Source organism: Nocardia coubleae NBRC 108252, assembly GCF_001612805.1.
Lineage (GTDB): Bacteria > Actinomycetota > Actinomycetes > Mycobacteriales > Mycobacteriaceae > Nocardia > Nocardia coubleae.
On record NZ_BDBD01000011.1, the window covers coordinates 775,343 to 797,249 of the forward strand.

Genomic DNA, 21,907 nt, shown 5'->3' on the forward strand with positions numbered 1-21,907 from the left:
GCCGAGCACGCCTCGACGTCAAGTCTATGTTACTGCTAATTCTCACGCTCTCGAGTCAGTTCGAGTCGAAATCGAACGGACTCTCATTGATTCACGATGGCCACACTCGCAATTTCCACGAATAAGTTACCCATGATTCTCTCGACTGCTAGGCTGGCTTCCATTCCGCCTAGCCGGCGGCAACTCCTTGCCGACGACCGACCCTCGGAGGTATCCGTGCCGTCCGTCTCCTTCGCACCGACCGAGGTCGTCCGCGCCGTTGCCGACTCCCTGGCCGCCGCCGCTGTGCTGCACCGACGCGGCGCGATCGAACTCCGGCACCCGATCGAGCTCTTGCGGACGGCCCGTGACGCCGCCGCTCTCGGCCCGGCCGTGACCACGCTCGCACACGCCACCCGCGTCGCGAGTTCGGCCACCGCACTGATCGACGACCGCGGACCGATCACCTTCGAACAGCTCGATCACGCCTCCAACCGCCTCGCCAACGGCCTGGCCGCGCAAGGGATCACGGCCGAGACGGTGGTCGGCGCGTTGTGCCGCGACCACCGTGGTTTCATCCTGTCGCTGCTGGCAGCGGGCAAGCTGGGCGCACGCATCGTCCTGCTCAACACCGGCATGGCAGGCCCGCAGTTGCGCACGGTCGTGGAGCGCGAGCGGATCACGATGTTGCTCGTCGACGCCGAGTTCGCCGACCTGTTCGACGATCTCGCGCGCGAGGTCCCGATCATTCTCACGCGCGCAGGCGACACCGACCGGCCGGGGCGGTCGACGATCCACGCCGTCGCGGCGTGGCACTCCGGCGTTCCACTACCCGCGCCCGCCTCGCCCGGCGGCATCGTCGTGCTCACCAGCGGCACGACCGGAACACCGAAAGGTGCTCCGCGCGGCAAGGTTTCGCCGTTGCAGTCGGCGCAGTTCCTGGATCGCATCCCGCTACCCAAGACGAGCACCATCGTCCTCGCCGCGCCTTTGTTCCACGGCACCGGCCTGTCGCAGCTGATCCTGGGCTGGGCGCTCGGCAACGCGGTTGTCCTGCTGCCGGACCGGTTCGATCCCCGCAACACCCTGGCCGCCGTCGCCCGCCACCGCGCGAGCGCGCTCGTCCTTGTTCCGACCATGCTGCAGCGCATCGTCGATCTGGGCGAGCAGGTGCTGGCCCAATACGACACCTCCGCGTTGACGGTGATCTTCTCGGCAGGCTCAGCACTCGCACCGGACCTCAGCCGGCGCACCGCGCGGCATTTCGGCGAGGTGCTCTACAACCTCTACGCCTCCACCGAGGTCGCCGTGGCCGCCGTCGCGACACCGCAGGATCTGCGCGAGGCGCCGGGCACGGTCGGGCGCCCGCCCGTGGGCTGCCGGGTCGCGATCTACGACGAGCAGCGTCGCCGGATCACCACGCCGGGCGTGGTCGGGACCGTCTTCGTCACCAGCGGCCTCAGCTTCAGCGGCTACACCGACGGCACCGGCAAGGAGATGATCGACGGGATGTGCTCGAGCGGCGATCTCGGCCATTTCGACGCCGAGGGCAGGTTGTTCATCGACGGGCGTGACGACGACATGATCGTCTCCGGTGGGGAGAACGTCTACCCGCTCGAGGTCGAGAACCTGCTCGTCGACCGGCCCGACATCCTCGAAGCGGCCGTCGTCGGCGTCGCCGACCGCGATTTCGGGCAGAGCTTGCGCGCCTATGTGGTGCGCGCCCCGGGCACATCGTGCAGCGAGCGCGAAGTGAAGGAGTACGTGCGCACCACCCTCGCGCGACACAAAGTTCCCCGCGAGGTGCGGTTCGTCGACGCCCTGCCGCGCAACGCCACGGGCAAAGTCCTGCGCCACCGACTGGAAGCCGTGGACACACCATGACAGTCCGAGAACCACAGACAGCACCATCGCTCAGGCCGGTTGCAGCACTCGGCCGTACCCGCGTCGCCGCGGGTGGTGGCACCGAGGCGATCGAGGAGAATCCGACGATGCCGCTGGACCTGGCCGACCAACCACTGCGCTGTGCGCAACCCGATGTCGGCGTCATGACCGGTCGGGTCGTCAGCTACTTCGTCCGCGACCTCGCCAGGCGCCGTGCGCTGCTCGGTGATGCGATCTCGGACGAGCTCACCACGTCCACCGGCATGTGTGCGCGGATCGGCCGGGGCATCGTCGACGACGAGGATGTCGCGGGCGAACTCGACTGGCTCACGACCGCCGCGGCCGTCTGGGCCAGGGAAGGGTTGTCGATCGAGGACATCCTCCGCGCCTTCCACGAGGCGCTGTGGGCGAGCGTGGACACGGTGTTCTCCCCCCGCAACGGTTATGGCGACGACACGCTCGCCGCGGGACTGCGCGCATCAGTGCGACTGTCGAATGTCCTGTCCACCACGATGATCAGCGCGTACCTGTGCGAATACCGCGTGGTCGCGGGCGAACACCACACCGCGATGCGGACCGTGACCTCGGCGCTGCTCGCCGGCCGCGCGACGACCACGATGGCCCGGGAGTCGGGCGTGCACATCGCGGACGCGTATCGGGTGCTCGCCGTGTCGATTCCCCGCAGGCCACCGAAGCAGTGGCAGACCGGCGATACGGCACGGCGCCGACTCCACCGTGTCCACAAGGCACTGGAACGGCACATCGATACCGCCCTCGCGATGCTGTCACCCGACGGCGGCACCATCCTGATCCCCGGTGACGACACCGATGATGTCCGATTCGACAGCCTCGTCGACACACTCTCGACCGCTGCCCGCGCCGAGATCACCGCGGCCGTGGTCGTCAGCGGCACCGCCGACATTCCCGACGCGGCCCAGCTCGCACACGAACTTCTCGACATCGCGGGTCGACTCGGCTACCCACCCGCGCTCTACCGATTCGAAGACCTGGCGCTCGAATACCAGCTCACCCGGCCCGGACCGGGCCTTGCCGGACTCGGCGAATTGCTCGCGCCGCTGGACGATCATCCCGCGTTGTCCAAGACCGTGCGGGTGCTGGTCGCCAACAATATGAATCGCCAGCGCACCGCGCGGCAACTGCACGTGCACACCAACACCATCATCTACCGGCTCGGCCGGATCGCGGCCTTGACCGGCATCGATGCGACCGGCGCCACCGGACTCTGGCAGCTGAAGTCGGCCATGGTGGCCCGCGCCTTCCGCACCGAAAAGCGGTGGTGAACCGCATGCAAATCGCCGTGCTGTGCTACCCGGGCATGACCGCACTGGACGCGATAGGCCCGTACGAGGTCCTCCGGTTCATGCCGGCAACAAGCATCCGATTCGTCTGGCATGAGGCCGGTCCGATCGTCACCGACAGCGGCAGCCTCCCGCTGGTCGGCAGCATATGCGGCACCGAGCGCGCCCGGATCATTCAGCTGGACATCGAGTACGACCCCGCACCGCCCTTCGACATGCCACGGCCGACCGAAACATCGGCGTCGATCCGTCGCGCGGCCCTCGCCGATCGAATTCGGCTCGGCCTGAGCTCCGGAATGGCACCCAGAATCGCCGAGTCGGTGCCGTTGCTGTTGTGGTGCACGGCGATACGGAGGGTACGGCGCGGCACCACCGCGAAGCCCGAGCCCGCGGTGCACGACCTCCCACGCAGCACATCCGAGCTACCGGCCGACGGTGGTCGATGATGTCGCGGCAGCTCGCCTCGACAGATTCGCTGCTGCTTCGCTATCTGGGTGATCGACGATTCGCATTGGCCCTGCCCCGGGCGGTCACCCTGCAGGTTCTGCATCCGGCGATCGCGGCCGGCCTCGTCGATCATGTGTCCTACCGGCTGTGGTGGCACAAGCAACGTTCCGTCTCACAGATGATCCGGCTGGCCTACACCGGCGCGGATGCCCGCTTCGTGATCCGCGCCGCGCACGAACACGTCAAAGGTCGTGACAACCTCGGGCACCGCTACCACGCGTTGCATCCCGAGGTCTTCCACTTCCAGCACGCCACCTACGTGGAGACTCTGTTCACCGCCGTCGACACGTTCATCCGCCCGATGTCGGCCGACGAGCACGAACGGCTCTACGCCGAATGCTGCGAGTGGTATCGGCGATACGAGCTGTCGACCCGCCCCATGCCGAGCACCTGGGCCGACTTCCGCACGTACTTCGATCAGGCCTGTTCGACGATGTTGCAGGTCACCGCAGCCACCGACACCCTTGCGCCGCAGGCACTCCGGCCCGACGCCTGGCTGCCGCGGTTCACACCGAGCGCCGCGATTCCCGCGCTGCTGCACGATCGGGCCGCGCGACTGCTCGGTCTCACGGTGACCCGCAAGGATCGCCTCGCCCTCAGCGCCTACGCCGCGACGCTGCGCGGCGCGGGCCATCTGGCGCCTCGCACGGTTCGCTGTCTGCAGGTCGCTCGATAGCAGTACGGATTCGTGGCAGCCGCTCACACCAACGGCAGGCCGCGCGCCTGTCGGCGCCGCATGTCGTGCAGATATGTCTCGAAGGGGTACAGCCGCCAGGACTCGGGGACCACCGACAGCACCCGGCCGATCGCCCGCATCGTGATCTCGAAGGCGCGCTGCTTGCGGTCACTCCACGGCAACCCGAGCTCATCGCGAAAGTGTTGCGGCAGAAAGCCGGTGGTGAAAAACCTGTTCACCCGGCGGAACAGGAGTCGCTCCCACGGCCGGTAGGGGCCCATGTCGACCACCTGGCTCACCAGATATTCCCGGACCTCGTCGTCCAAGGAGAGGCCGGGGAGCATGGACTCCCAATAGTCGGCGAAGGCGGCACGATCCGCGGGCCAGAGTTCCGGTGGCACCTGCAGGGTTGTCCCGAATCGCGCTGATTCCGAGTACAACTCGTCCGCCGACTCCTCGTCCGGCGCACCGAAGAGAAAGGTCAGCGAATCGAGGGTGCCGCGGTAGAGGCAGGCCGCGACCCACAGTTGCAGCCGCGGATCGAAGGCGTTGTAGCGCACCGGGCTGTCGGGCCGCGATCGCACCTGCCGGTGCGCGGTGTTCACGGCCGCGCGGAAGGCGACCCGATCTTCCTCGGTGCCGAGCATCGCGACCGCCAGGTACGTCAACGTGGTTCGTCCCCGCTTCCGTGGACGCAGATCGAAACGCCCACTGGTCACGGTGCTTTCCACGACCCCGCGACCGACCGGAGCCCAGCTCAGTTGCATGATCACATTCGCTGGGCCACCGAGAAGCGCCGCCGGACCCGCCATGTAACGCCGCGGGTCGCCCGACGGTTCCGATGTTCGTACCGCTGCGGTCCGACGACGCATGGCTACTCCAGGGTCTGGTTGATCACGGGATCGAAGCGCGAGCGCGTCAGAGCCGTTCGATGATGGTGGCGTTGGCCAGGCCACCGGCTTCGCACATGGTCTGCAGCCCGTATCGGCCGCCGGTCTGCTCGAGGTGGTTGACCATGGTGGCGAGCAGGCGGGTGCCGGAGGCGCCGAGCGGGTGGCCGAGCGCGATGGCGCCGCCGCGCGGGTTCACCCGTTCCGGGTCGGCGCCGAGTTCGTGCTGCCACACCAGCGGCACCGGCGCGAACGCCTCGTTCACCTCGAAGGTGTCGATGTCGTCGACGGTCAGCGACACGCGCTCGAGTGCCTTGCGGGTCGCCGGGACGACGGCGGTGAGCATCAGGGTCGGGTCGTCACCGACCACCGCGAACGAGTGGAAGCGGGCGCGCGGGGTCAGGCCGAGTTTCGACGCCATCGCCTCGCTCATGATGAGCGCGGCCGAGGCACCGTCGGTAAGCGGGGAGGAATTACCCGCTGTCACCGACCAGTCGATCTCCGGGAAACGCTGTGCCATAGCCTGATCGGTGAAGGCGGGACGCAGGCCGGCCAGTCCTTCCACGGTGGTGCCGACCCGGATGGTCTCGTCGGCGGTGAGTTCGCCCGCGGACACCAGTTCGGCGTCGAACCCGCCCGCCTGCGCGGTGGCGGCCGCGAGGCGGTGTGAGCGGGCGGCGAATTCGTCGAGGGTGGCCCGGTCCAGTTTCCACCGCGCGGCGAGGATTTCGGCCGCGATACCCTGGCCGATCAGCCCGTCGGGGTAGCGCGCGGCAAGTGGACCGCGCAGGGAGTCCTTGCCCTGGGTGTTGGAGAACATCGGCGCCCGGCTCATCGACTCGACGCCACAGGCGATGGCGATGTCGTAGGCGCCGGCGAGCACTCCCTGGGCCGCGAAATGCACGGCCTGCTGGCTGGATCCGCACTGCCGGTCGACCGTGGTGGCCGGCACGGATTCGGGGAATCCGGCGGCGAGTACCGCCGTGCGGGAGATGTTGTTGGCCTGTTCACCGCTCTGCGTCACGCAACCGCCGATCAAGTCGTCCACCAGGGCGGGGTCGATGCCGGTGCGGGCGACGAGCTCGGCGAGCACACCCGCGAGCAGGGTGGCCGGGTGCACCGACGAGAGCCCACCGCCTTGCTTGCCCCGCCCCGAGGGGGTGCGAACCACATCGACGATCACTGCGGACATTGTGTTCCTCCTGCACAGCCACCCCAGCGGCGACATCACCGATAAGTTACTAGCCATTCTCGCCGACGACAACCAGGCGAGCTCCCGGTCGACTACCTATAGGCAATCAGCGATTCTTGCGCTATGTTACCCGTAATTCTCGTCACAGCGCGAGGAATGCGTAGTAACTTAATCGGTGCAGTCGCCGTAGGTGAGCACCGTAATCCCCACGCTATCCGACGATCCAGGGGAGGTCCCGAATAGCCGATTCCTTTCTCCCCACCGAACACCAAGCAACATCACTCGACCGTCAGCGACGTCGGCCGCCCACCGGCCCCCGCTGATCCACGGTCCTGCAGGAAGGAACAGCGGCACGCCATGTTGCGACGGCTGGACAGATTTCTCAGCTACGAGATGAAGGTGTCCGAATTTCTCGGAACCCTGATCATTCTCGCGATCCCCTACGGTCTCGTCGGGGTGATCTGGACCTACACCCACACGAGCCACCTGCGTGATCTCCACGGCGCGGACCTGGTTGTCTCGTTCCTCGGGTCGATCGTGTGCTGGCCGGTGCTCACCTTCGCGAATGTGACGATGACCTGATGATGGCGCTGGTCTGGGTCATCGATCTGGTGGTGACCGTCGTCAAGGTCCTCGGCGGACGTGCCGAGGTGAATCCGGTGCTCCGATTCGGTATGTGGATCGCCGTTCTGTGCGCGTTCGGGCTCGGCCTCGCCGCCGTCACCGGACTCGTCGTCCTGCTCGAGCACTGGCTCGACACGAGGGTCGGTGCCGCATGACGTCACAACCGGCTACCGAACCGTCCGAGGTCGGACGGATCATCGACAGCGCCACCGGGCTCTGGCGACGACATCCCCAGCGATCGGTCGAGACGCTCGGCAGGCAGGTCCTGCTCGGCAGGTCCGCGATCGTGCAACTGTTCCTCTCACTGGTGCGGCGACGTTTTCCGTTCCAGGAGTTCGTGAAACAGTGCGCCTTCATGGCCAATGTCTCGGCCCTGCCGACCGTCTTCGTCGCCATTCCGGTCGCGGTGGTCGTCTCGATCCAGGTGGGCGCGCTGGTCAACCAGGTCGGTGCGACCACCTTCATCGGCGCGGTCGCCGGCCTCGGCATCATCCGTCAGGGCGCACCGCTGGTGACTTCGCTGATGATCGCGGGGGCGGTCGGTTCGGCGATCTGCGCCGACCTCGGCTCGCGCACGATCCGCGAGGAGATCGACGCGATGAAAGTGATGGGCGTCGACCCGGTGCGCAGGCTCGTCGCACCCCGCCTGGTGGCCGCGGTGGTGGTGAGCATGCTGCTGTGCGGGTTCATCGTGTTCGTCGGCTTCGCCACCGCGTACCTGTTCAATGTGTATGCCCAGCACGGCACACCGGGTTCGTTCATCAGTTCGTTCGCCTCGTTCGCGGTGGCCAACGACCTGCTGGTCGCGCTGTTCAAGGCGGCGATCTTCGGTGCCCTCACCGCGATCATCGCCTGCGATATCGGCCTGCACACCAAGGGCGGTCCCGGCGGGGTCGCGAACTCGGTGAACTCGGCGGTGGTCACCTCGGCGCTGATGCTGTTCGCGACGAACATCATCGTCACCCAGCTCTACAACGCCCTCTTCCCGGCGAAGGTGGTGTGACGTGGCCGCCGAATACATCCCACCCGCGATGCGCCCGGTGCAGGCGCTGGCCGCCACGGCCAAGGTACCGATCCAGGCCAATCAACGGCTCGGTCATCAGGCCATCGTGTTCTTCCAGGCGCTGCTGGCGATCCCGTTCACACTGCGCCACTACCGCAAGGAAGTCGCCCGCCTCGTCGCCGATGTCGGCTGGGGCAACGGGTCGCTGATCGTCGGTGGCGGCACGGTCGGCGTGGTGATCGTGTTGTGCGCGTTCGGCGGCATCACCGTCGGCATGGAGTCCTACTCGGCGCTGAACCTGCTCACCATGGGCCCGCTCACCGGCGCCATCTCCGGCTTCGCGACCACCAGGGAGATCGCGCCGATCCTCGGCACGCTCGCCTTCGCCATCCAGTCGGGGTGCCGGTTCACCGCCCAGCTCGGTTCGATGCGGATCTCCGAGGAGATCGACGCACTCGAGTCCATCGCCATCCGGCCGTTGCCGTACCTGGTGACCACCCGGATGCTCGCGGCGACCATCACCATCGTCCCGCTCTACACCGTCGGTCTCGCGGTGGCCTATGTGGCGACCAAGCTGTCGGTGCTGTTCCTGGGCGGCACGACCGCGGGCACCTACGACCACTACTTCTACCAATTCCTGCTCGGCCCCGATGTGTTCTTCTCACTGCTCAAAGTGGTGGTCTTCGTGCTGATCGCCGCCTTCATCCAGTGCTACTACGGCTTCGTCGCCACCGGTGGCCCCGAAGGCGTCGGCGTGGCGGCCGGACGGGCGATCAAGATGGTCATCGTCGTCATGGTCTTCACGAATCTCTTTCTCACGCTAGCGATCTGGGGCATCGACCCCGGATTCCGGATCTCGGGATAGGTCGATCGGATGATTCTCGATCTCAGCGGCCGCGGCCCCAAACCCCTACAGCTCACCGCGGCGGGCCTGGCGATGATCACCGCGTTCGCGGTCGCGCTGTATCTGCTCGCCCTGCGCTACAACGGCGAGTTCGAGGAAACGGTGGCCGTCGGCGCCGACCTCACCAGCACCGGCGACGGCTTACCGCAGCGCGCGGATGTGAAGTTCCGCGGCATGATCGTCGGTGTCGTCGGCTCGGTGGAGATGGTCGCGGCAGGTGAACGCCAGCGAGCCACCCTCGAGCTGAAACCCGGTCTGGCCGAGACGATTCCGGACACCGTCACCGCCCGTGTGGTGCCCGACAACATCTTCGGTGTCTCGTCCATCCAGCTGGTCGACAACGGCGCCGCCACCTCGGGTCTGCGCGCGGGTGCGGTGATCGCCGAGGACACCAGCGAGGCGACCATCCAGCTGCAGACCACGCTCAACACCCTGCGCGACGTGCTCACCACCATCCAGCCGGAGAAGCTCGGCCGGGTGCTCGCCACCTTGTCGGCGGCGCTCGACCCGGCCGGTCGCGTGCCGGGCTCGACGATCGAGCGCCTCGATCAGTGGCTCACGACCGTGCACCGGATTCCCGAGATCGGCGACCTGCTCGGCGATCTCGGGCGTGCGTCGACGGCGCTGAGCCAGTCGGCGCCGGAGCTGGTCGGTGTGCTCGCCGATTCGGTGAACTCCGCCCGCACCCTCAACGAACACCGGACCGACCTGATCGAACTGCTCATGCAGGGAAACAGTGCCGTGGAATCGGTGAACGTGCTGTTCGGTGCGAACCCGAACGCGGGCAAGGAGTTGGTCGCGGGGCTGGACGACCTGCTCGGCGGCATCGCCCGCGATCCCGGCGCACTGCAGACGACGGCGGCCAATCTCAATGCGTCGCTGCGTAATTTGCAGCAGGTCTTCAACTTCGGGCCGCGCAGGCAGATGACCTGGCGGATGGATGTGACGTTCACGCCCTTCCAGCAGTACACCGCCGCCGACTGCCCCCGCTACGGCGAGATGACCGGCCCCCGTTGCGGCGGCCCGACCGTCCCGGAAGTCGCTCCGCCGCAGGAGTATCCGCCCGGCATGCTGCCGAACCGGCTCGAGGCCGCGGGGCCCGCACCGGTGGTGCCCGCGGTACCGCAGCTGCCCGCGCTGCCGAGCATCACCGTTCCGGCGATCCCCGGCCTGCCACCGATCCCGGGGCTGCCCGCGATCCCGGGGATCACGGCACCGGCCGCGGCGGTCGAACCCACACCCGCCGCCACCCCGGCCGCACAGCGGCTCACCGGCATCGACGCCATATCGGCGCTGGTCGGCGGGAGGCCGACGTTCAGCCAGCTGCTGTTGCTGAGCTCGATCCTCGGCGACACCCCCCTCGTTCCCGACACAGAAGACGGTGTCCGACAGTGAAATCCACCAAAGCACTCATCGGGTTCAGCCTCTTCGCTGTCCTGGCGACCGTGCTCACCTACACGATCTGGTCGACCCTGCAACGCAGTGTGCCGGGAAATACCAGCAGCTATTCGGCGGTGTTCACCGATGTACTCGGCCTGCGGGTCGGCGACGACGTCCGGATGGCCGGCGTTCGCGTCGGGCGGATCGACAAGATCGATTTCGCCGACGACTACACCGCCCGGGTCGATTTCCGGATCGAAGAACGCCAGCGCCTGACCGATACGACCAAGGCGCTGGTGCGGTACCAGAATCTCATCGGTCAGCGCTATCTCGCGCTGGCACCGGGCACCGACGGTGGCACCGTCGTCGCACCGGGCTCGGAGATTCCGCTCGAGCGGACCGAGCCGTCGTTCGACGTGTCCGCGCTGCTGTCGGGCTTCGAGCCGCTGTTCAGCGTGCTGCAGCCCGACCAGATCAACTCGCTGTCGGAAACACTCATCCAGGCGTTGCAGGGCAACGAGGTGTCGCTGTCGGCACTCATCACCCAGGCCGCCCAGTTGGCCGCCACTTTCGGGGAACGCGATCAGATCCTCGGTGACGTGCTGAGCAATCTCAGTTCCGTGATGGCGGGGCTGGCCAATCGCAGCGGCGAACTGGAAACCCTGATCACCCAGACCCGCAGCCTGATGGACGGGCTCTACGCCGAAGGAGAATCGTTGAAGAGTTCGGTCGAACGAGTGGCCGGTGCGACGAACTCGCTGGTCACGATCATCGAACAGGTCAAGCCCGGTGTGTCGGACGCCCAGCGCAACGCGACGACGGGCGTGGCGATGCTGCTGGCCAACGGTGCCGCCCTCGATCGCGGCGCGGTGCAATTGCCCGACTTCCTCAACGGCGTGGCCCGCTTCACCCAGTACGGCACCTACGGCAATGCCTACCTGTGCCGCCTCGATGTGTCGCTGTGGGGAGTGCTGCTGCCGGAGGGCCTGTTCTCGCAGGTCGGCGGCAACGCACAGTCGGGGGTGTGCCGATGAACCGGCCCCGCTTCCCGCAGTTCTTGCGGCACAACCGGAATCTGCGCCTCGGTCTGATCGCGGCCGCCTCGGTGCTCGTGCTGCTCGGCGGTTCCAATCTGCTCGCCCGGATCCAGCTGGGCGACAAGACGATTCATGCCGAATTCGCGCAGGCCGCCGGGTTGCGGCCCGGCGCGACCGTCGACATCTCGGGCATCGAGGTCGGTGAGGTGCAGTCGGTGGAACTCGTGAACGACCGGGTCGACGTGGCGCTGCGCATCCGTCGTGACATCCGCCTCGGCGCCGACGCGCACGCGGCGATCGAGATGTCGACCATCCTCGGCAGGCTGCACATCGACCTGCGCCCCGGCGACGGAAAAGGACTGCCGGACAACCGGATCAAGCTCGAGAACACCACCGTGCCCTACAACCTGAGCAAGGTGATCCAGGACCCGAAGTACTCGTCGTCGTTCGAGCGGATCGAACGCATCGACCCGACCAAGCTGCGCACCGCGCTCGATGTGTTCAGCAGCCAACTGGGCGACTCCCCCGCCATGGCGGTGCAGGCCCTCGACAGCATCGGCGCGCTGGCCCAGGTCATCAACAGCAGGCGCGACGAGGTCGACACCCTGCTGAAAAGCCTGGATCAGGTCTCGCAACTGGTGTCGGACAACCGCAACAGCGTGCTCGTCCTGATCACCAGGGGCGAGGCGATCGGCGCTGCCGTGCAGAAACGCCAGACCCTGCTCACCCAGTTGCTCGACAACGTCGCGCAGATGTCGCGGCTGCTGCAGGAGATGGGCGTCGAGAACAACGGCGAGCTCGCACCGCTGATCACGAATCTCAACACCATGGCGGACGGCCTGACCAAGAACAAGGAGAACCTGGACCGGCTCTACGAGATCGCCCCGGTGACGTTGCGGCAGTTCAACAATCTGCTCGGCAACGGCCCCTACGGCGAGATCTGGGCACCGTGGATCTTCCCGGACAACTGGCTGTGCTTCGCGCAGGCCGTACAGGGGTGCAATAGATGAGGACGACACGTTCGAGCAAACTGGCCGCGCTGTGCCTGGCTCTGGCCGTGACCACCGGCTGTTCCCTGGTGCCCGACAGCGTGTCCGGGTTCGCCGACCGAGCGCTCGGCGAGCAGAAGACCATCAGCGCCGACTTCGAGAACGTCTCCGGGCTGTACCCGGGCAACGAGGTCGCGGTGCTCGGGGTCCCGGTCGGTGTCGTCGATTCGGTGACACCACGCGGCAGCTATGTCGAGGTGGTGATGAAGGTCGATCGCGATGTGCGCATTCCCGCCGACGCCATGGCGGCCCTGATCTCGCCGCAGCTGATCACCAACCGGCACGTCGAACTGGCGCCCGCCTACACCGGGTCGGGTCCCGAGCTCGCCGACGGCGCCCATCTTCCGCTCGGAAAGACAAGGACCCCGGTCGAATTGGACCGCATCCTGGCCAATTTCGATCAGCTCGGTGAGGCGCTGAAGGGCGACAGCCAGAGCGGGCCGATGGCGAGCCGGGTGCTGTTCCCGCTGCTCGACGGCAACGGCGACCGGCTGCGCACCACGCTCGACGAACTGTCGGCGGCGTTCGAGGTGACCTTGGCCAACAAGGACCAGATCGCCAATGCCGTGGTCCGGCTCGGCGAGATCACCCAGATCATCGCCGACAACGATCAGACCGTGCGCGATTTCAGCGGGCGGATCACCGAGCTGGTCGCGCTGTTCGCCCAGCAGTCTCCCGGCTTGCAGGCGGTGCTGAAGCAACTCGACGACTTCATCACCAACACGTCCTCGGTGGTCGGCCAGAACGAGACTCAGCTCGCGGGCGCGCTCACCAAGTTCGTCGACATCGCCGCCCAGATGCGGGCCAACGCCCGCAATCTCACCGAGATCATCGACGTGGGCCCGCTGATGTTCCAGAACTTCGACAACGCGATCAGCCGGGAACATCGAGCCCTTCGCCTGCACGGCTTGCTCGACAAGATCGTGCTCGACAGCGAGATCCTCGCGACGTTCTGCGAGCGCGTGCAGATGCGTCTGGACGGGTGCCGCACCGGCAAGATCTCCGATATGGGCCCGGATTTCGGCTTGACCGCAGCGCTGTTGGGACTCACGAAATGACCACTCACGCAAAGACACTGCGCAGTACCGTCGCCGTCGCCCTGTGCGCGGCCGCCGTCGCGGCATCGAGCGCCGGCTGCTCGATGACCGTCGCCCAGTTGCCGATGCCCGAGCCCGGGATCGGGGGTCCCGGGTACACCGTGCACGCCACCTTCCGCGACGCGCTCAACTTGCCCGACCGGGCCCATGTGAAGATCGGCGGCACCGATATCGGTGTGGTGACCGGCATTTCGACCACCTCGTTCCTGGCGGATGTGGAAATGCTCATCCGCGACGATATCCGGCTGCCGCAGGGCACCACCGTGGAGTTGCGGCAGGCGACGCCACTGGGCGACGTCTTCGTCGCCATGACCCTGCCGAGCGAAGCGAACGCCGGTCCGCCGCTGCGCGAGGGCGCGACCATCGGCACCGAGCACACCGCCTCGGCCGCCTCGGTCGAACAGCTCATGATGTCGGTCTCGATGCTCATCAACGGCGGCGGCATCAATCAGGCCGCCGAGATCACCTCCGAACTGAACTCGATCTTCGCGGGCAAAGCGCCCCAGCTGCAGCACCTGATCGGCGAGATGACCTCGGTCATCACCGCGCTCAACGAGCGCACCGGCGACCTCGACGCCACCCTCGGCGGATTACAGGTGCTCACAGGCGAATTGGCGAGGCGCAAGGCCGAACTCGGTGCGGCGGCCGACAGTTTCCCCCAGTTGATCGGGCTGTTCGCCGAGAACAATCAGGCGATCGTCGATCTCATCAACCGGGTCGCGATCACCATGGATGCCCTCGGTGACTTCAGCGCCACCAACGGGCCGCAGTTCGTGAGCCTGTTCCAGAGCATCCAGAACCTGATGAACGGATTCGTGGGAATGGGCGACGACCTCACCGGCGCCCTCGACGGCTTCAATCAGATCTATCCCTCGGTGATGGACAGCATGCGGGGGCCGAACCTCTCGGTCGGGGCGATCCTGTCCTACCTCGATGTCGGCGCGGTCACCGACCCCACCGGCAGCCGCTGGCCCGACGGCACCGATGTGCCCGCCTTCATCGGCAGCCTCGCCGAGGTGATCGCCAAGGTCACCGGCCGGCTCAACAGCACACCGCAGGAGGGTCCGCGATGAACTCACCCTTGTGGCAGTGGCTGGTGCGGCGCCGCGTCGCGGTCGCCAACGCCGGCCTCGTCGCGGTCCTGGTGCTCGGGGCCCTGTACCTGGGCGGGGTGGTCCTGCGGATCGACCCGACCGATTCGCCCTACGAGGTGACCGTCGAACTGGCCACCTCGGGTGGGCTCACGGCGGGCAGTGATGTCACGTTCCGTGGAGTCCGGGTCGGCCGGGTCCAGGACGTACGTGTCTCCGGTGACGGCATCGCCGCCGTGGCACAGATCGAGGAGGGCACCCGAATCCCGCGGGGTGGCCGGGTGGCAGTCGCCCGCCTGTCGGCGGCCGGTGAGCAGTACCTGGATTTCCGCCCGGAAACCGAGACCGGTCCCTATCTGGAGGACGGCGCCGTGATCGCCCGCGCCGACACCGCGGTGCCCGTGCAGGTGCAGTCGGTGCTGGCCAATATGACCGGCCTGGTGAGCGGGCTGAATCCCGAGCGGCTCAATGTCATCGTCGACGAGCTCGACAAAGCTCTCGCCGGCGGGCCGGACGGATTGCGCAATATGATCTCCGGGCTCAGCCGGGCGATGGCCGGGCTCACCGACCTGCTGCCCCAGACCGAGCACCTGCTGCGCAATCTCGAGGTCATCGCCTCGACCACCGCGCACGCCCAACCCGACCTCGGCACCATCACGCACGCGGGCAGCGCGCTGTTCCGGCAGTTCACCGCCGCCGACGCCGAACTGCGGCACCTGCTCGAGGAAGGGCCGGGCCAGCTGGCCACCCTCGGCGGGTTCGTCTCACGCACCCAGGACCCGATCACCGACCTGGTGACGAACTTCGTCGCGATCACCCGGGCGGCGAAACTGCGTCAGCCCGCCATCGAGCTGCTGTTCCCCAGCCTGAGTCGCTTCGCCGAGGCGGTCGGTGTCCCGGCCCACGACAACGCCTTCTACACCCTCGTCGACCCGTGGCCGCGCCCGACCTGCGACTACGACACGGTGCCGATCGTGCCGACGAACAAGACCACCGACACCAGGGTGCGGCTCTACAACTACTGCGTCACCGACAATCCCGCGCTGCAGGTGCGTGGTTCGGCGAACGCACCCCGACCCCCGGGCCCCGACAACGGCGCGGGCCCGCCGCCCGGTGTCACCGGCGACGAACTGTCCCAGCCCGCGGTGCCAGCACCCCGATAAGGAGATCCCCATGAGCACAGACGAAAAAGACACCGGCACAAGCGAATCCGAGACTTCTGCGGTCGCCGCAGCAGCGGAAAAACCTGCCGTCGCGTCTGAGGCGAGTCCGCCTGCTTCCCGGTGGACGGCCGAGCGCAAGTCCCTGCTGCTGCGCGGTGCCGCCGCCGTCGTCCTCGGCGCCTCGGTGGCGAGTTCGGTGATCCTGTTCCTCGAGAACAAGGAGAGCAAGGACCTGCTCGCCGCCCAGCAGGGCGCCCGCGAAGCCGCCTGCCGCTACGCCCCGGTCCTGGCCGACTACGACAGCAAGAGCCTCGACGGCTATTTCCAGGCCGTCCTCGACGGCGCGACCGGCGACTGGAAGAAGCAGTTCGAAGCGACGAGCACCGAGCTGCGCGAAGCCCTCACCCAGGGCCAGGTCACCTCGAAGGCCACCGACACCCAGTGCGCGCTACGCACCGGCGACGAGGACTCCGCCGAGGCCATCGTGGTGATCGGCACGACCATCTCGAGCCTCGGCACCGAGCACAAGGCCAAGCCGGGCCAGCTGTCGATGGTGATGAGCCTGCACAACGACGGTGGCCGCTGGCTCGTCGAGAAGGTGAACTCCCCGCTGACAGCGACGCCCGCCCAGTGACTCCAGCGGCCGGTCCGACCGGGTACCGACAGGCGATAGCATGACAAGCGAGATGACGAGCAAGCAGATCGACGAACCCGCCGCCCCGGCACGGCAGATCCGCCGCAGGCCGAAGAACCGGCGTGCACAGATCGCGGCCGAGTCCGCGGCGGCCTTCGGTGCGCACGGCTACCACGGCGTGAGCATGGACGACATCGCCCGCAGGCTCGACATCAGTTCCGCCGCTCTCTATCGCCACTTCCCCAGCAAGTACGCGCTGTTCCGGGAGGAGTTGCTGCGGCTGTCGGGGCTGGCGCTCAGCGCGGTCGAACTGCCGCCGGAGGCCGAAGGCTGGTCGCCGAGGGAACGTCTCGATCATGTCTTCGACGCGATCATCGCCGCCACGGTCACCAACCGGCCGACCGTGGCGCTGGCCCGCTGGGAGCGGCGATATCTGGAGCCCGCCGACTTCACCGAGTTCACCGGGCAGTTCGTCACCGCGATCGCCGCACTGCGTGGCCTGATCCGTGACGTGCGCCCCGAACTGGACGGGCACGACCGTGCCGTGCGCGCGGTGTCGGTGTTCGCGGTGGTCAGCAGCATCGGCGACCATCACGCGAGCCTGTCGGCGAAAACCCTTGCGCAGCTGTTGAAGTCGACCTGCTGGGCACTGGTCGACGCCGATCTGCGCGGCGAGCCGAGCACGGCGGCGGCCCGGCGGGGCCCCGACCTACCGCAACCGTTCAAACACGAACTGCTGCTGCGCAAAGCCGTCGAGCTGTTCCACGAGCGTGGCTACCCCAATGTGAGTATGGAAGACATCGCCGTGGCCGCCGACCTGTCGGCGGCCTCCGCGGTGTACCGCTACTACCGCAGCAAGAGCGACCTGCTCGCGGCGGCGTTCCGGCGTGCCGCCGACCGGGTGTCGGCGGCGATTCCCACGGCGATCAACACCGCCGGGACACCCGCCGAGGCGCTGGGCACGCTCATCGATCTCTATGTCGCCGGGTCTTTCGACGAACGGGCGCTGACCTTCGTCTACTACGCCGAGTTCACCCATGTCGACCAGGCCGATCAGGTGACGTTGCGGCACCTGCAGCAACTCATCATCACCGAGTGGGCGAAACTCGTCGCCGAGGCCAGGCCGGAGCTGTCGATCGGCGAGGCCAGGATCCTGGTCCATGCCGCGTTCAGCCTGGTGGTCGACCTCGGACGCGTCTTCGGTGACGACGGGATCTGCCCGCAGGATCTCGTGGTCCGGCTGCTCCAGACCGTCACCCTCGGTCGGCCGCTCCCCCGCTGAGTCGTTCAGTCGCCGCGCGCCACCGCACGGGTGGCCGCGCGGGCGGCGACGAGCACCGGATCCCACACCGGCGAGAACGGTGGCGCGTAGCCGAGGTCTAGGGCGGTCATCTGCTCCACCGTCATCCGGGCGGTGAGTGCGACCGCCGCGATGTCGACGCGCTTGGCCGCGCCCTCGCGCCCGACGATCTGCACACCGAGCAGTCTGCCGGTGCGGCGTTCGGCGAGCATCTTCACCGTCATCGGTTCGGCGCCGGGGAAATAACCCGCACGCCCGGTGGATTCGATGGTGACCGTGTGGAACTGCAGGCCGGCTCGCTCGGCGTCGTCCTCGAGCAGACCGGTGCGGGCGACCTCGAGATCGCACACCTTGCTGACGGCGGTGCCGACCACGCCGGGAAAGGTGGCATACCCGCCGCCGATACCCGTGCCGATCACCTGGCCGTGTTTGTTGGCGTGGGTGCCGAGGGCGATGTGCACCAGCTCACCGGAGACCAGATCGAGTACCTCCACGCAGTCACCGCCCGCCCAGATGTCGTCGTGACCACGCACCCGCTGGGCGAGATCGGTGAGAAGGCCGCCGGATTCACCGAGCGGCAGACCCGCGCGCCGGGCCAGGTCGGTGGCCGGTCGTACGCCGAGACCGAGGACGACCACATCGGCCGGGTACTCGGTGTCGGCGGTGAGCACCGCGCGCACGTGCCCATCGGCATCGGTACGCATACCGGTCACCTCGGTGCCGGTGACCAACCGGATTCCCATGCCGACCATGGCTTCTCGGACAAGGGCGCCCATATCGGGATCCAGTGTCGACATGGGCTCCGAACCCCGGGTCACCATGGTGACCCGGAACCCGCGCCGGATGAGCGCCTCGGCCATCTCGACCCCGATATAGCCCGCCCCCACGACGACGGCGTCGCGTCCCGACGACGAAACCAGCGCCTCGATGAGGTCCTCACCGTCGTCGAGGGTCTGCACGCCGAACACACCGTCGGCGTCGATGCCGGGCAGCGGCGGGCGGATCGGGGTGGCGCCGGTGGCGAGCACCAGCTTGTCGTAGCCGGTCCAGGTCTCGGCGCCGGTGTCGAGGTCCCGCGAGAGCACTTGCCGCCCAGGGATATCGAGCTCGATGGCCTCGGTGCGCATGCGCAGATCGATCGCGCGGGCACGGTGTTCCTCGGGGGTGCGGGCGATCAGGTCGTCGGCCTCGGCGACGTCACCGCTGACCCAGTACGGAATGCCGCACGCCGAATACGAGGCGTGCCTGCCCTTCTCGAACACCACGATCTCGAGTTCGTCGGCGCCGCGCAGTCTGCGCGCCTGCGAGGCCGCCGACATGCCTGTCGCGTCGGCGCCGATGACAACCATGCGTTCGGCCATGCCGACCACGGTAGCGCGTGGGTTCTCGCCGCCACCCCCCAACGGTCGCGGCGGCGAGAACCCCACGGGTCACAGGCCCAGCGTGCGCCCGATGATGTCGCGCTGGATCTCGCTGGTGCCGCCGAAGATGGTCGACACCAGGGCACCGCGCACGTGCTTTTCCATGTCGAACTCGCGCGCGTACCCGTAGCCGCCCATCATCTGCATGCCCTCGAGCGCCACTCGCTTGGCGGTCTCGGTGGCCTTGAGCTTGGCCATCGAGGCCTCACGCGCCAGCATCTTGTCCGGATTCGCGTCGGCCTCGCGGGCCACACTGTAGATCAGCAGCTTGGTGCACTCGATCTCGGTGGCCAGGTCGGCCAGTCGGTGCCGCAGCGCCTGGAAGGTGCCGACCGGCCTGCCGAACTGTTTGCGCTGGGTGACGAACTCCAGGGTGTCGGCGAACGCACGCTCGGCGGCACCGAGACTCATCGCGGCCAGGATCAGCCGCTCGAAGTTCAGGCCGGTCATGAGCTGACGCCAGCCGTTGCCCTCCTCGCCGACCACCGCGTTCTCGGGCAGCACGCAGTCGGTGAAGTACAGGTCGTTGGTTTCCTTCTGGTTGCCCATCAGCTCGATCGGGGTGATCTGCAGCCCCGGCGTGTCCGCGGGCACGTGGAACATGGTGAGCCCCTCGTGCTTTCCGCCCTCCTTGGAGGTGCGGGCCACGAGCAGGATGTTCTCGGAGATGTGCGCGTTGGAACACCAGGTCTTCTGGCCGTTGATCAGCCAGCCGTCGGCGGTCTTGACCGCCTTGGTCGACAGGTTGCCCACATCCGAGCCCGCCTCGGGTTCCGACATCGAGATCGACTGCGACGCACCGCGAACGATGCCGCGCAGCACGTTCTCCTTCTGTGCGTCGGTGCCGAACTTGGCGTAGGCGCCGCCGGTGATCAGGGTCGGCCCGATCGCGCCGATCGGCAGCATGCCCCGGTGGGTCTCCTCGAGCAGGATGCACATGTCGACCATCGAGGCCGCCGACCCGCCGTACTCCTCGGGCACCGTCAGCCCCAGCCAGCCGAGCTCGGCCATCTTCGCGTAGACCGCCGGGTTGTGCTGTTCTCTGTCGTGATCGGTGAGCTCGTCACGCTGCGCCCTTGTCCCCGCCTCGCGCTTGGCGAACGCGGCGACCGCCGCGGCGAAATCCTTCTGTTCCGAGGTGAATTCGACGCCCATACTGTTCCTCTGCTTCCTGATTGCTGGGTCTACTTGGCGCGGCCGAAGCGGCGCACCGTGAGCTTCTTGACCATCGCGATGGTCGATTCGGTTCTGGCGAAGGACTGCAGCGCCATGCCCGGAATCGCGAAGCGCTGCCGCGCGATCGAATGCGGGCGGGTGAAACCGAGCAGCCCGGCCGCACCGTGGATCCGGCCGACCCCCGACTCCCCCACGCCGCCGAACGGCAGCGCGGGAATGGCGGCGTAGGCGGCGGGGCTGTTCACCGAGGTGGCGCCCGCCCGCAGTTCGCGCGCGATGGCCATGCCGCGTTTGCGGGAGAACACCGACGAGGCGAGCCCATAGCGGGAGTCGTTGGCCAGACGGATCGCCTCGGCCACATCCTGGACCTTGCGCACCGTCAGGGTCGGGCCGAAGGTCTCCTCGCGCACCGCGAGGGAGTTCTCCGGGACGTCGACGAGCACGATCGGGCGGACGAACGGCGCCTCGATCGAATCGGCACCACCGACCAGGGCGGTCGCGCCGTCGGCGAGGGCGGCGTCGACGTGCTCGGCGACCACATCGACCTGGGCGGGCAAGGTCATCGGCCCGTAGGCGGCGTCGCCGTCGGAGCCCGGTACGAGCTCGCGCACCCGCTTGGTCAGTTCGGCGAGGAACTCGTCGTACACCGAGGCGACCACGTAGCAGCGTTCGGTGCCCACACAGGTCTGCCCGGAGTTGGCCATCGCCGACCACACGATCGCGTCGGCGGCCGCGGCCACGTCGGCGTCCTCGGCGACGATGGCCGCGTCCTTGCCACCGCATTCCAGCACGACCGGGGTGAGCCGCTCGGCGGCCGCCGCCATGATCCGCTTGCCGGTGGCGGTCGAGCCGGTGAAGGCGATCATGTCGACACCGGACTCCACCAGCGCACGGCCGGTCTCCCCCGGCCCGGTCAGCACACTCAGGATCCCTTCGGGCAGGCCGGGATTGGCCTCGGCGAAGGCGTTCACGTACCAGTGCCCGATACCGACGGTGAGCTCGCTCGGCTTGAACACGACGGTGTTGCCCGCGGCCAGGGCGTAGGCGATGGACCCGTTCGGTGTGTACACCGGGTAGTTCCACGGGCCGATCACACCGACCACACCGTGCGGGCGCTGCTCGATCACCGCCTCGTGGTTGGCCATCATCAGCCCCGGCCAGACCTTCTTGGGTTTCAGCACCCGCTGCGCGTTCTCGGCGGCCCAGTTCAGATGTTCGACCGCGGTGACGACCTCGAGGTAGGCGTCGTCGAGCGGCTTGCCGTTCTCCGCGTGGATCAGCGCGCAGAACTCGTCCGCGCGCAGCACCAGCTGGGACGCCCAGCGTTGTAACGCCCGCTTCCGCTCGGTGAACCCGAGTTCGCGCCATGACTGTGCGGCCACGCGAGCCTGCGCGACGACGGCCGCGACCCGCGCGGCGTCGTCGACCGGCCAGCCGCCGACGGGCTCGCCGGTGGCCGGGTTCGCTGTGGCGATCATCGTCGCAGAAATCGGTGTTGCGGTGGGGGTTTCGGTCATTGTCGACCTTCCTTCAGGTCACTCGTTCGCGGTGTGGCGGTGCGCGGTTCCACTGGGCGGGCAA

At 67.7% G+C, this 21,907-nt stretch carries 20 protein-coding genes and 1 pseudogene; 16 read left to right on the forward strand and 5 right to left on the reverse strand.

Translation table 11 applies throughout. The features are described from left to right. Nucleotides 1-216 precede the first annotated feature (216 nt). From NCO8_RS12640 to NCO8_RS12655, 4 genes and pseudogenes are all read left to right on the forward strand, one after another. Entirely contained in the window at nt 217-1,863 is a 1,647-nt protein-coding gene (locus NCO8_RS12640) for an AMP-binding protein (protein ID WP_067639146.1), read from the forward strand. Nucleotides 1,864-1,970: 107 nt separating this feature from the next. Further along, nucleotides 1,971-3,164, forward strand: coding sequence for a PucR family transcriptional regulator (locus NCO8_RS12645; protein ID WP_067640093.1), 1,194 nt, complete (start codon nt 1,971-1,973; stop codon nt 3,162-3,164). Nucleotides 3,165-3,169: 5 nt separating this feature from the next. Then, nucleotides 3,170-3,319, forward strand: a pseudogene (locus tag NCO8_RS33010) (DJ-1/PfpI family protein); the annotation flags it as partial. A gap of 308 nt (nt 3,320-3,627) precedes the next feature. Next, nucleotides 3,628-4,365, forward strand: a complete 738-nt coding sequence (locus tag NCO8_RS12655) for an oxygenase MpaB family protein (RefSeq protein WP_067639149.1) — start codon at nt 3,628-3,630, stop codon at nt 4,363-4,365. Nucleotides 4,366-4,388: 23 nt separating this feature from the next. On the opposite strand, the gene NCO8_RS12660 is transcribed toward NCO8_RS12655, so the two are convergent. Together NCO8_RS12660 and NCO8_RS12665 are read right to left on the reverse strand one after the other, a co-directional pair. Continuing rightward, nucleotides 4,389-5,237, reverse strand: a complete 849-nt coding sequence (locus NCO8_RS12660) for an oxygenase MpaB family protein (RefSeq protein ID WP_084456994.1) — start codon at nt 5,235-5,237, stop codon at nt 4,389-4,391. Between the two features lie 46 nt (nt 5,238-5,283). Then, a complete protein-coding gene (locus tag NCO8_RS12665) occupies nt 5,284-6,447 on the reverse strand; it encodes a thiolase family protein (RefSeq protein WP_067639151.1) in 1,164 nt (387 codons plus the stop codon). A gap of 357 nt (nt 6,448-6,804) precedes the next feature. On the opposite strand from NCO8_RS12665, the gene NCO8_RS12670 reads away from it, so the two are divergent. From NCO8_RS12670 to NCO8_RS12725, 12 genes are read left to right on the forward strand one after another with little or no spacing between them, the layout of a single operon-like run. Further along, the gene (locus NCO8_RS12670) at nt 6,805-7,029 is read left to right on the forward strand and encodes a hypothetical protein (protein ID WP_067639152.1); all 225 of its coding nucleotides are present in this window, start codon (nt 6,805-6,807) and stop codon (nt 7,027-7,029) included. After that, nucleotides 7,029-7,226 (forward strand): hypothetical protein, encoded by a 198-nt coding sequence (locus NCO8_RS12675; protein ID WP_067639153.1) that lies wholly within the window; start codon nt 7,029-7,031, stop codon nt 7,224-7,226. The genes NCO8_RS12670 and NCO8_RS12675 overlap by 1 nt, the downstream gene beginning before the upstream one ends. Further along, nucleotides 7,223-8,074 carry an MlaE family ABC transporter permease gene (locus tag NCO8_RS12680; protein WP_067488852.1) on the forward strand — a complete coding sequence of 284 codons (852 nt, stop codon included), beginning with the start codon at nt 7,223-7,225 and terminating at the stop codon, nt 8,072-8,074. Before NCO8_RS12675 ends, NCO8_RS12680 begins: the two co-directional genes overlap by 4 nt. A 28-nt stretch (nt 8,075-8,102) precedes the next feature. Further along, on the forward strand, nt 8,103-8,939 hold the full coding sequence (locus NCO8_RS12685) for an ABC transporter permease (protein WP_210740100.1): 837 nt from the start codon (nt 8,103-8,105) through the stop codon (nt 8,937-8,939). A 9-nt stretch (nt 8,940-8,948) separates the two neighbouring features. Beyond that, the gene (locus NCO8_RS12690; RefSeq protein ID WP_067639158.1) at nt 8,949-10,373 is read left to right on the forward strand and encodes an MCE family protein; all 1,425 of its coding nucleotides are present in this window, start codon (nt 8,949-8,951) and stop codon (nt 10,371-10,373) included. Beyond that, on the forward strand, nt 10,370-11,392 hold the full coding sequence (locus NCO8_RS12695; protein ID WP_067639160.1) for an MlaD family protein: 1,023 nt from the start codon (nt 10,370-10,372) through the stop codon (nt 11,390-11,392). Before NCO8_RS12690 ends, NCO8_RS12695 begins: the two co-directional genes overlap by 4 nt. Further along, a complete protein-coding gene (locus NCO8_RS12700) occupies nt 11,389-12,405 on the forward strand; it encodes an MlaD family protein (RefSeq protein ID WP_067640095.1) in 1,017 nt (338 codons plus the stop codon). The genes NCO8_RS12695 and NCO8_RS12700 overlap by 4 nt, the downstream gene beginning before the upstream one ends. Beyond that, nucleotides 12,402-13,502 (forward strand): MCE family protein, encoded by a 1,101-nt coding sequence (locus NCO8_RS12705; RefSeq protein ID WP_067639162.1) that lies wholly within the window; start codon nt 12,402-12,404, stop codon nt 13,500-13,502. Before NCO8_RS12700 ends, NCO8_RS12705 begins: the two co-directional genes overlap by 4 nt. Then, nucleotides 13,499-14,614, forward strand: coding sequence for an MCE family protein (locus tag NCO8_RS12710; RefSeq protein ID WP_067639164.1), 1,116 nt, complete (start codon nt 13,499-13,501; stop codon nt 14,612-14,614). Before NCO8_RS12705 ends, NCO8_RS12710 begins: the two co-directional genes overlap by 4 nt. After that, nucleotides 14,611-15,795, forward strand: a complete 1,185-nt coding sequence (locus NCO8_RS12715) for an MCE family protein (RefSeq protein WP_067639166.1) — start codon at nt 14,611-14,613, stop codon at nt 15,793-15,795. Before NCO8_RS12710 ends, NCO8_RS12715 begins: the two co-directional genes overlap by 4 nt. A 10-nt stretch (nt 15,796-15,805) precedes the next feature. After that, entirely contained in the window at nt 15,806-16,429 is a 624-nt protein-coding gene (locus NCO8_RS12720) for an Rv1363c family protein (protein ID WP_174550319.1), read from the forward strand. A 40-nt stretch (nt 16,430-16,469) separates the two neighbouring features. Then, nucleotides 16,470-17,711, forward strand: a complete 1,242-nt coding sequence (locus NCO8_RS12725) for a TetR/AcrR family transcriptional regulator (protein WP_067639169.1) — start codon at nt 16,470-16,472, stop codon at nt 17,709-17,711. A gap of 5 nt (nt 17,712-17,716) precedes the next feature. Here NCO8_RS12725 and NCO8_RS12730 read toward each other — a convergent pair whose 3' ends face one another. From NCO8_RS12730 to NCO8_RS12740, 3 genes are all read right to left on the reverse strand, one after another. After that, entirely contained in the window at nt 17,717-19,090 is a 1,374-nt protein-coding gene (locus NCO8_RS12730) for an FAD-dependent oxidoreductase (protein ID WP_067640097.1), read from the reverse strand. A gap of 69 nt (nt 19,091-19,159) precedes the next feature. Beyond that, on the reverse strand, nt 19,160-20,305 hold the full coding sequence (locus tag NCO8_RS12735) for an acyl-CoA dehydrogenase family protein (protein WP_067639171.1): 1,146 nt from the start codon (nt 20,303-20,305) through the stop codon (nt 19,160-19,162). A gap of 29 nt (nt 20,306-20,334) precedes the next feature. Continuing rightward, complete coding sequence (locus NCO8_RS12740) at nt 20,335-21,843, reverse strand: aldehyde dehydrogenase family protein (RefSeq protein ID WP_245655331.1); 1,509 nt, start codon at nt 21,841-21,843, stop codon at nt 20,335-20,337. Between the last annotated feature and the right edge of the window lie 64 nt (nt 21,844-21,907).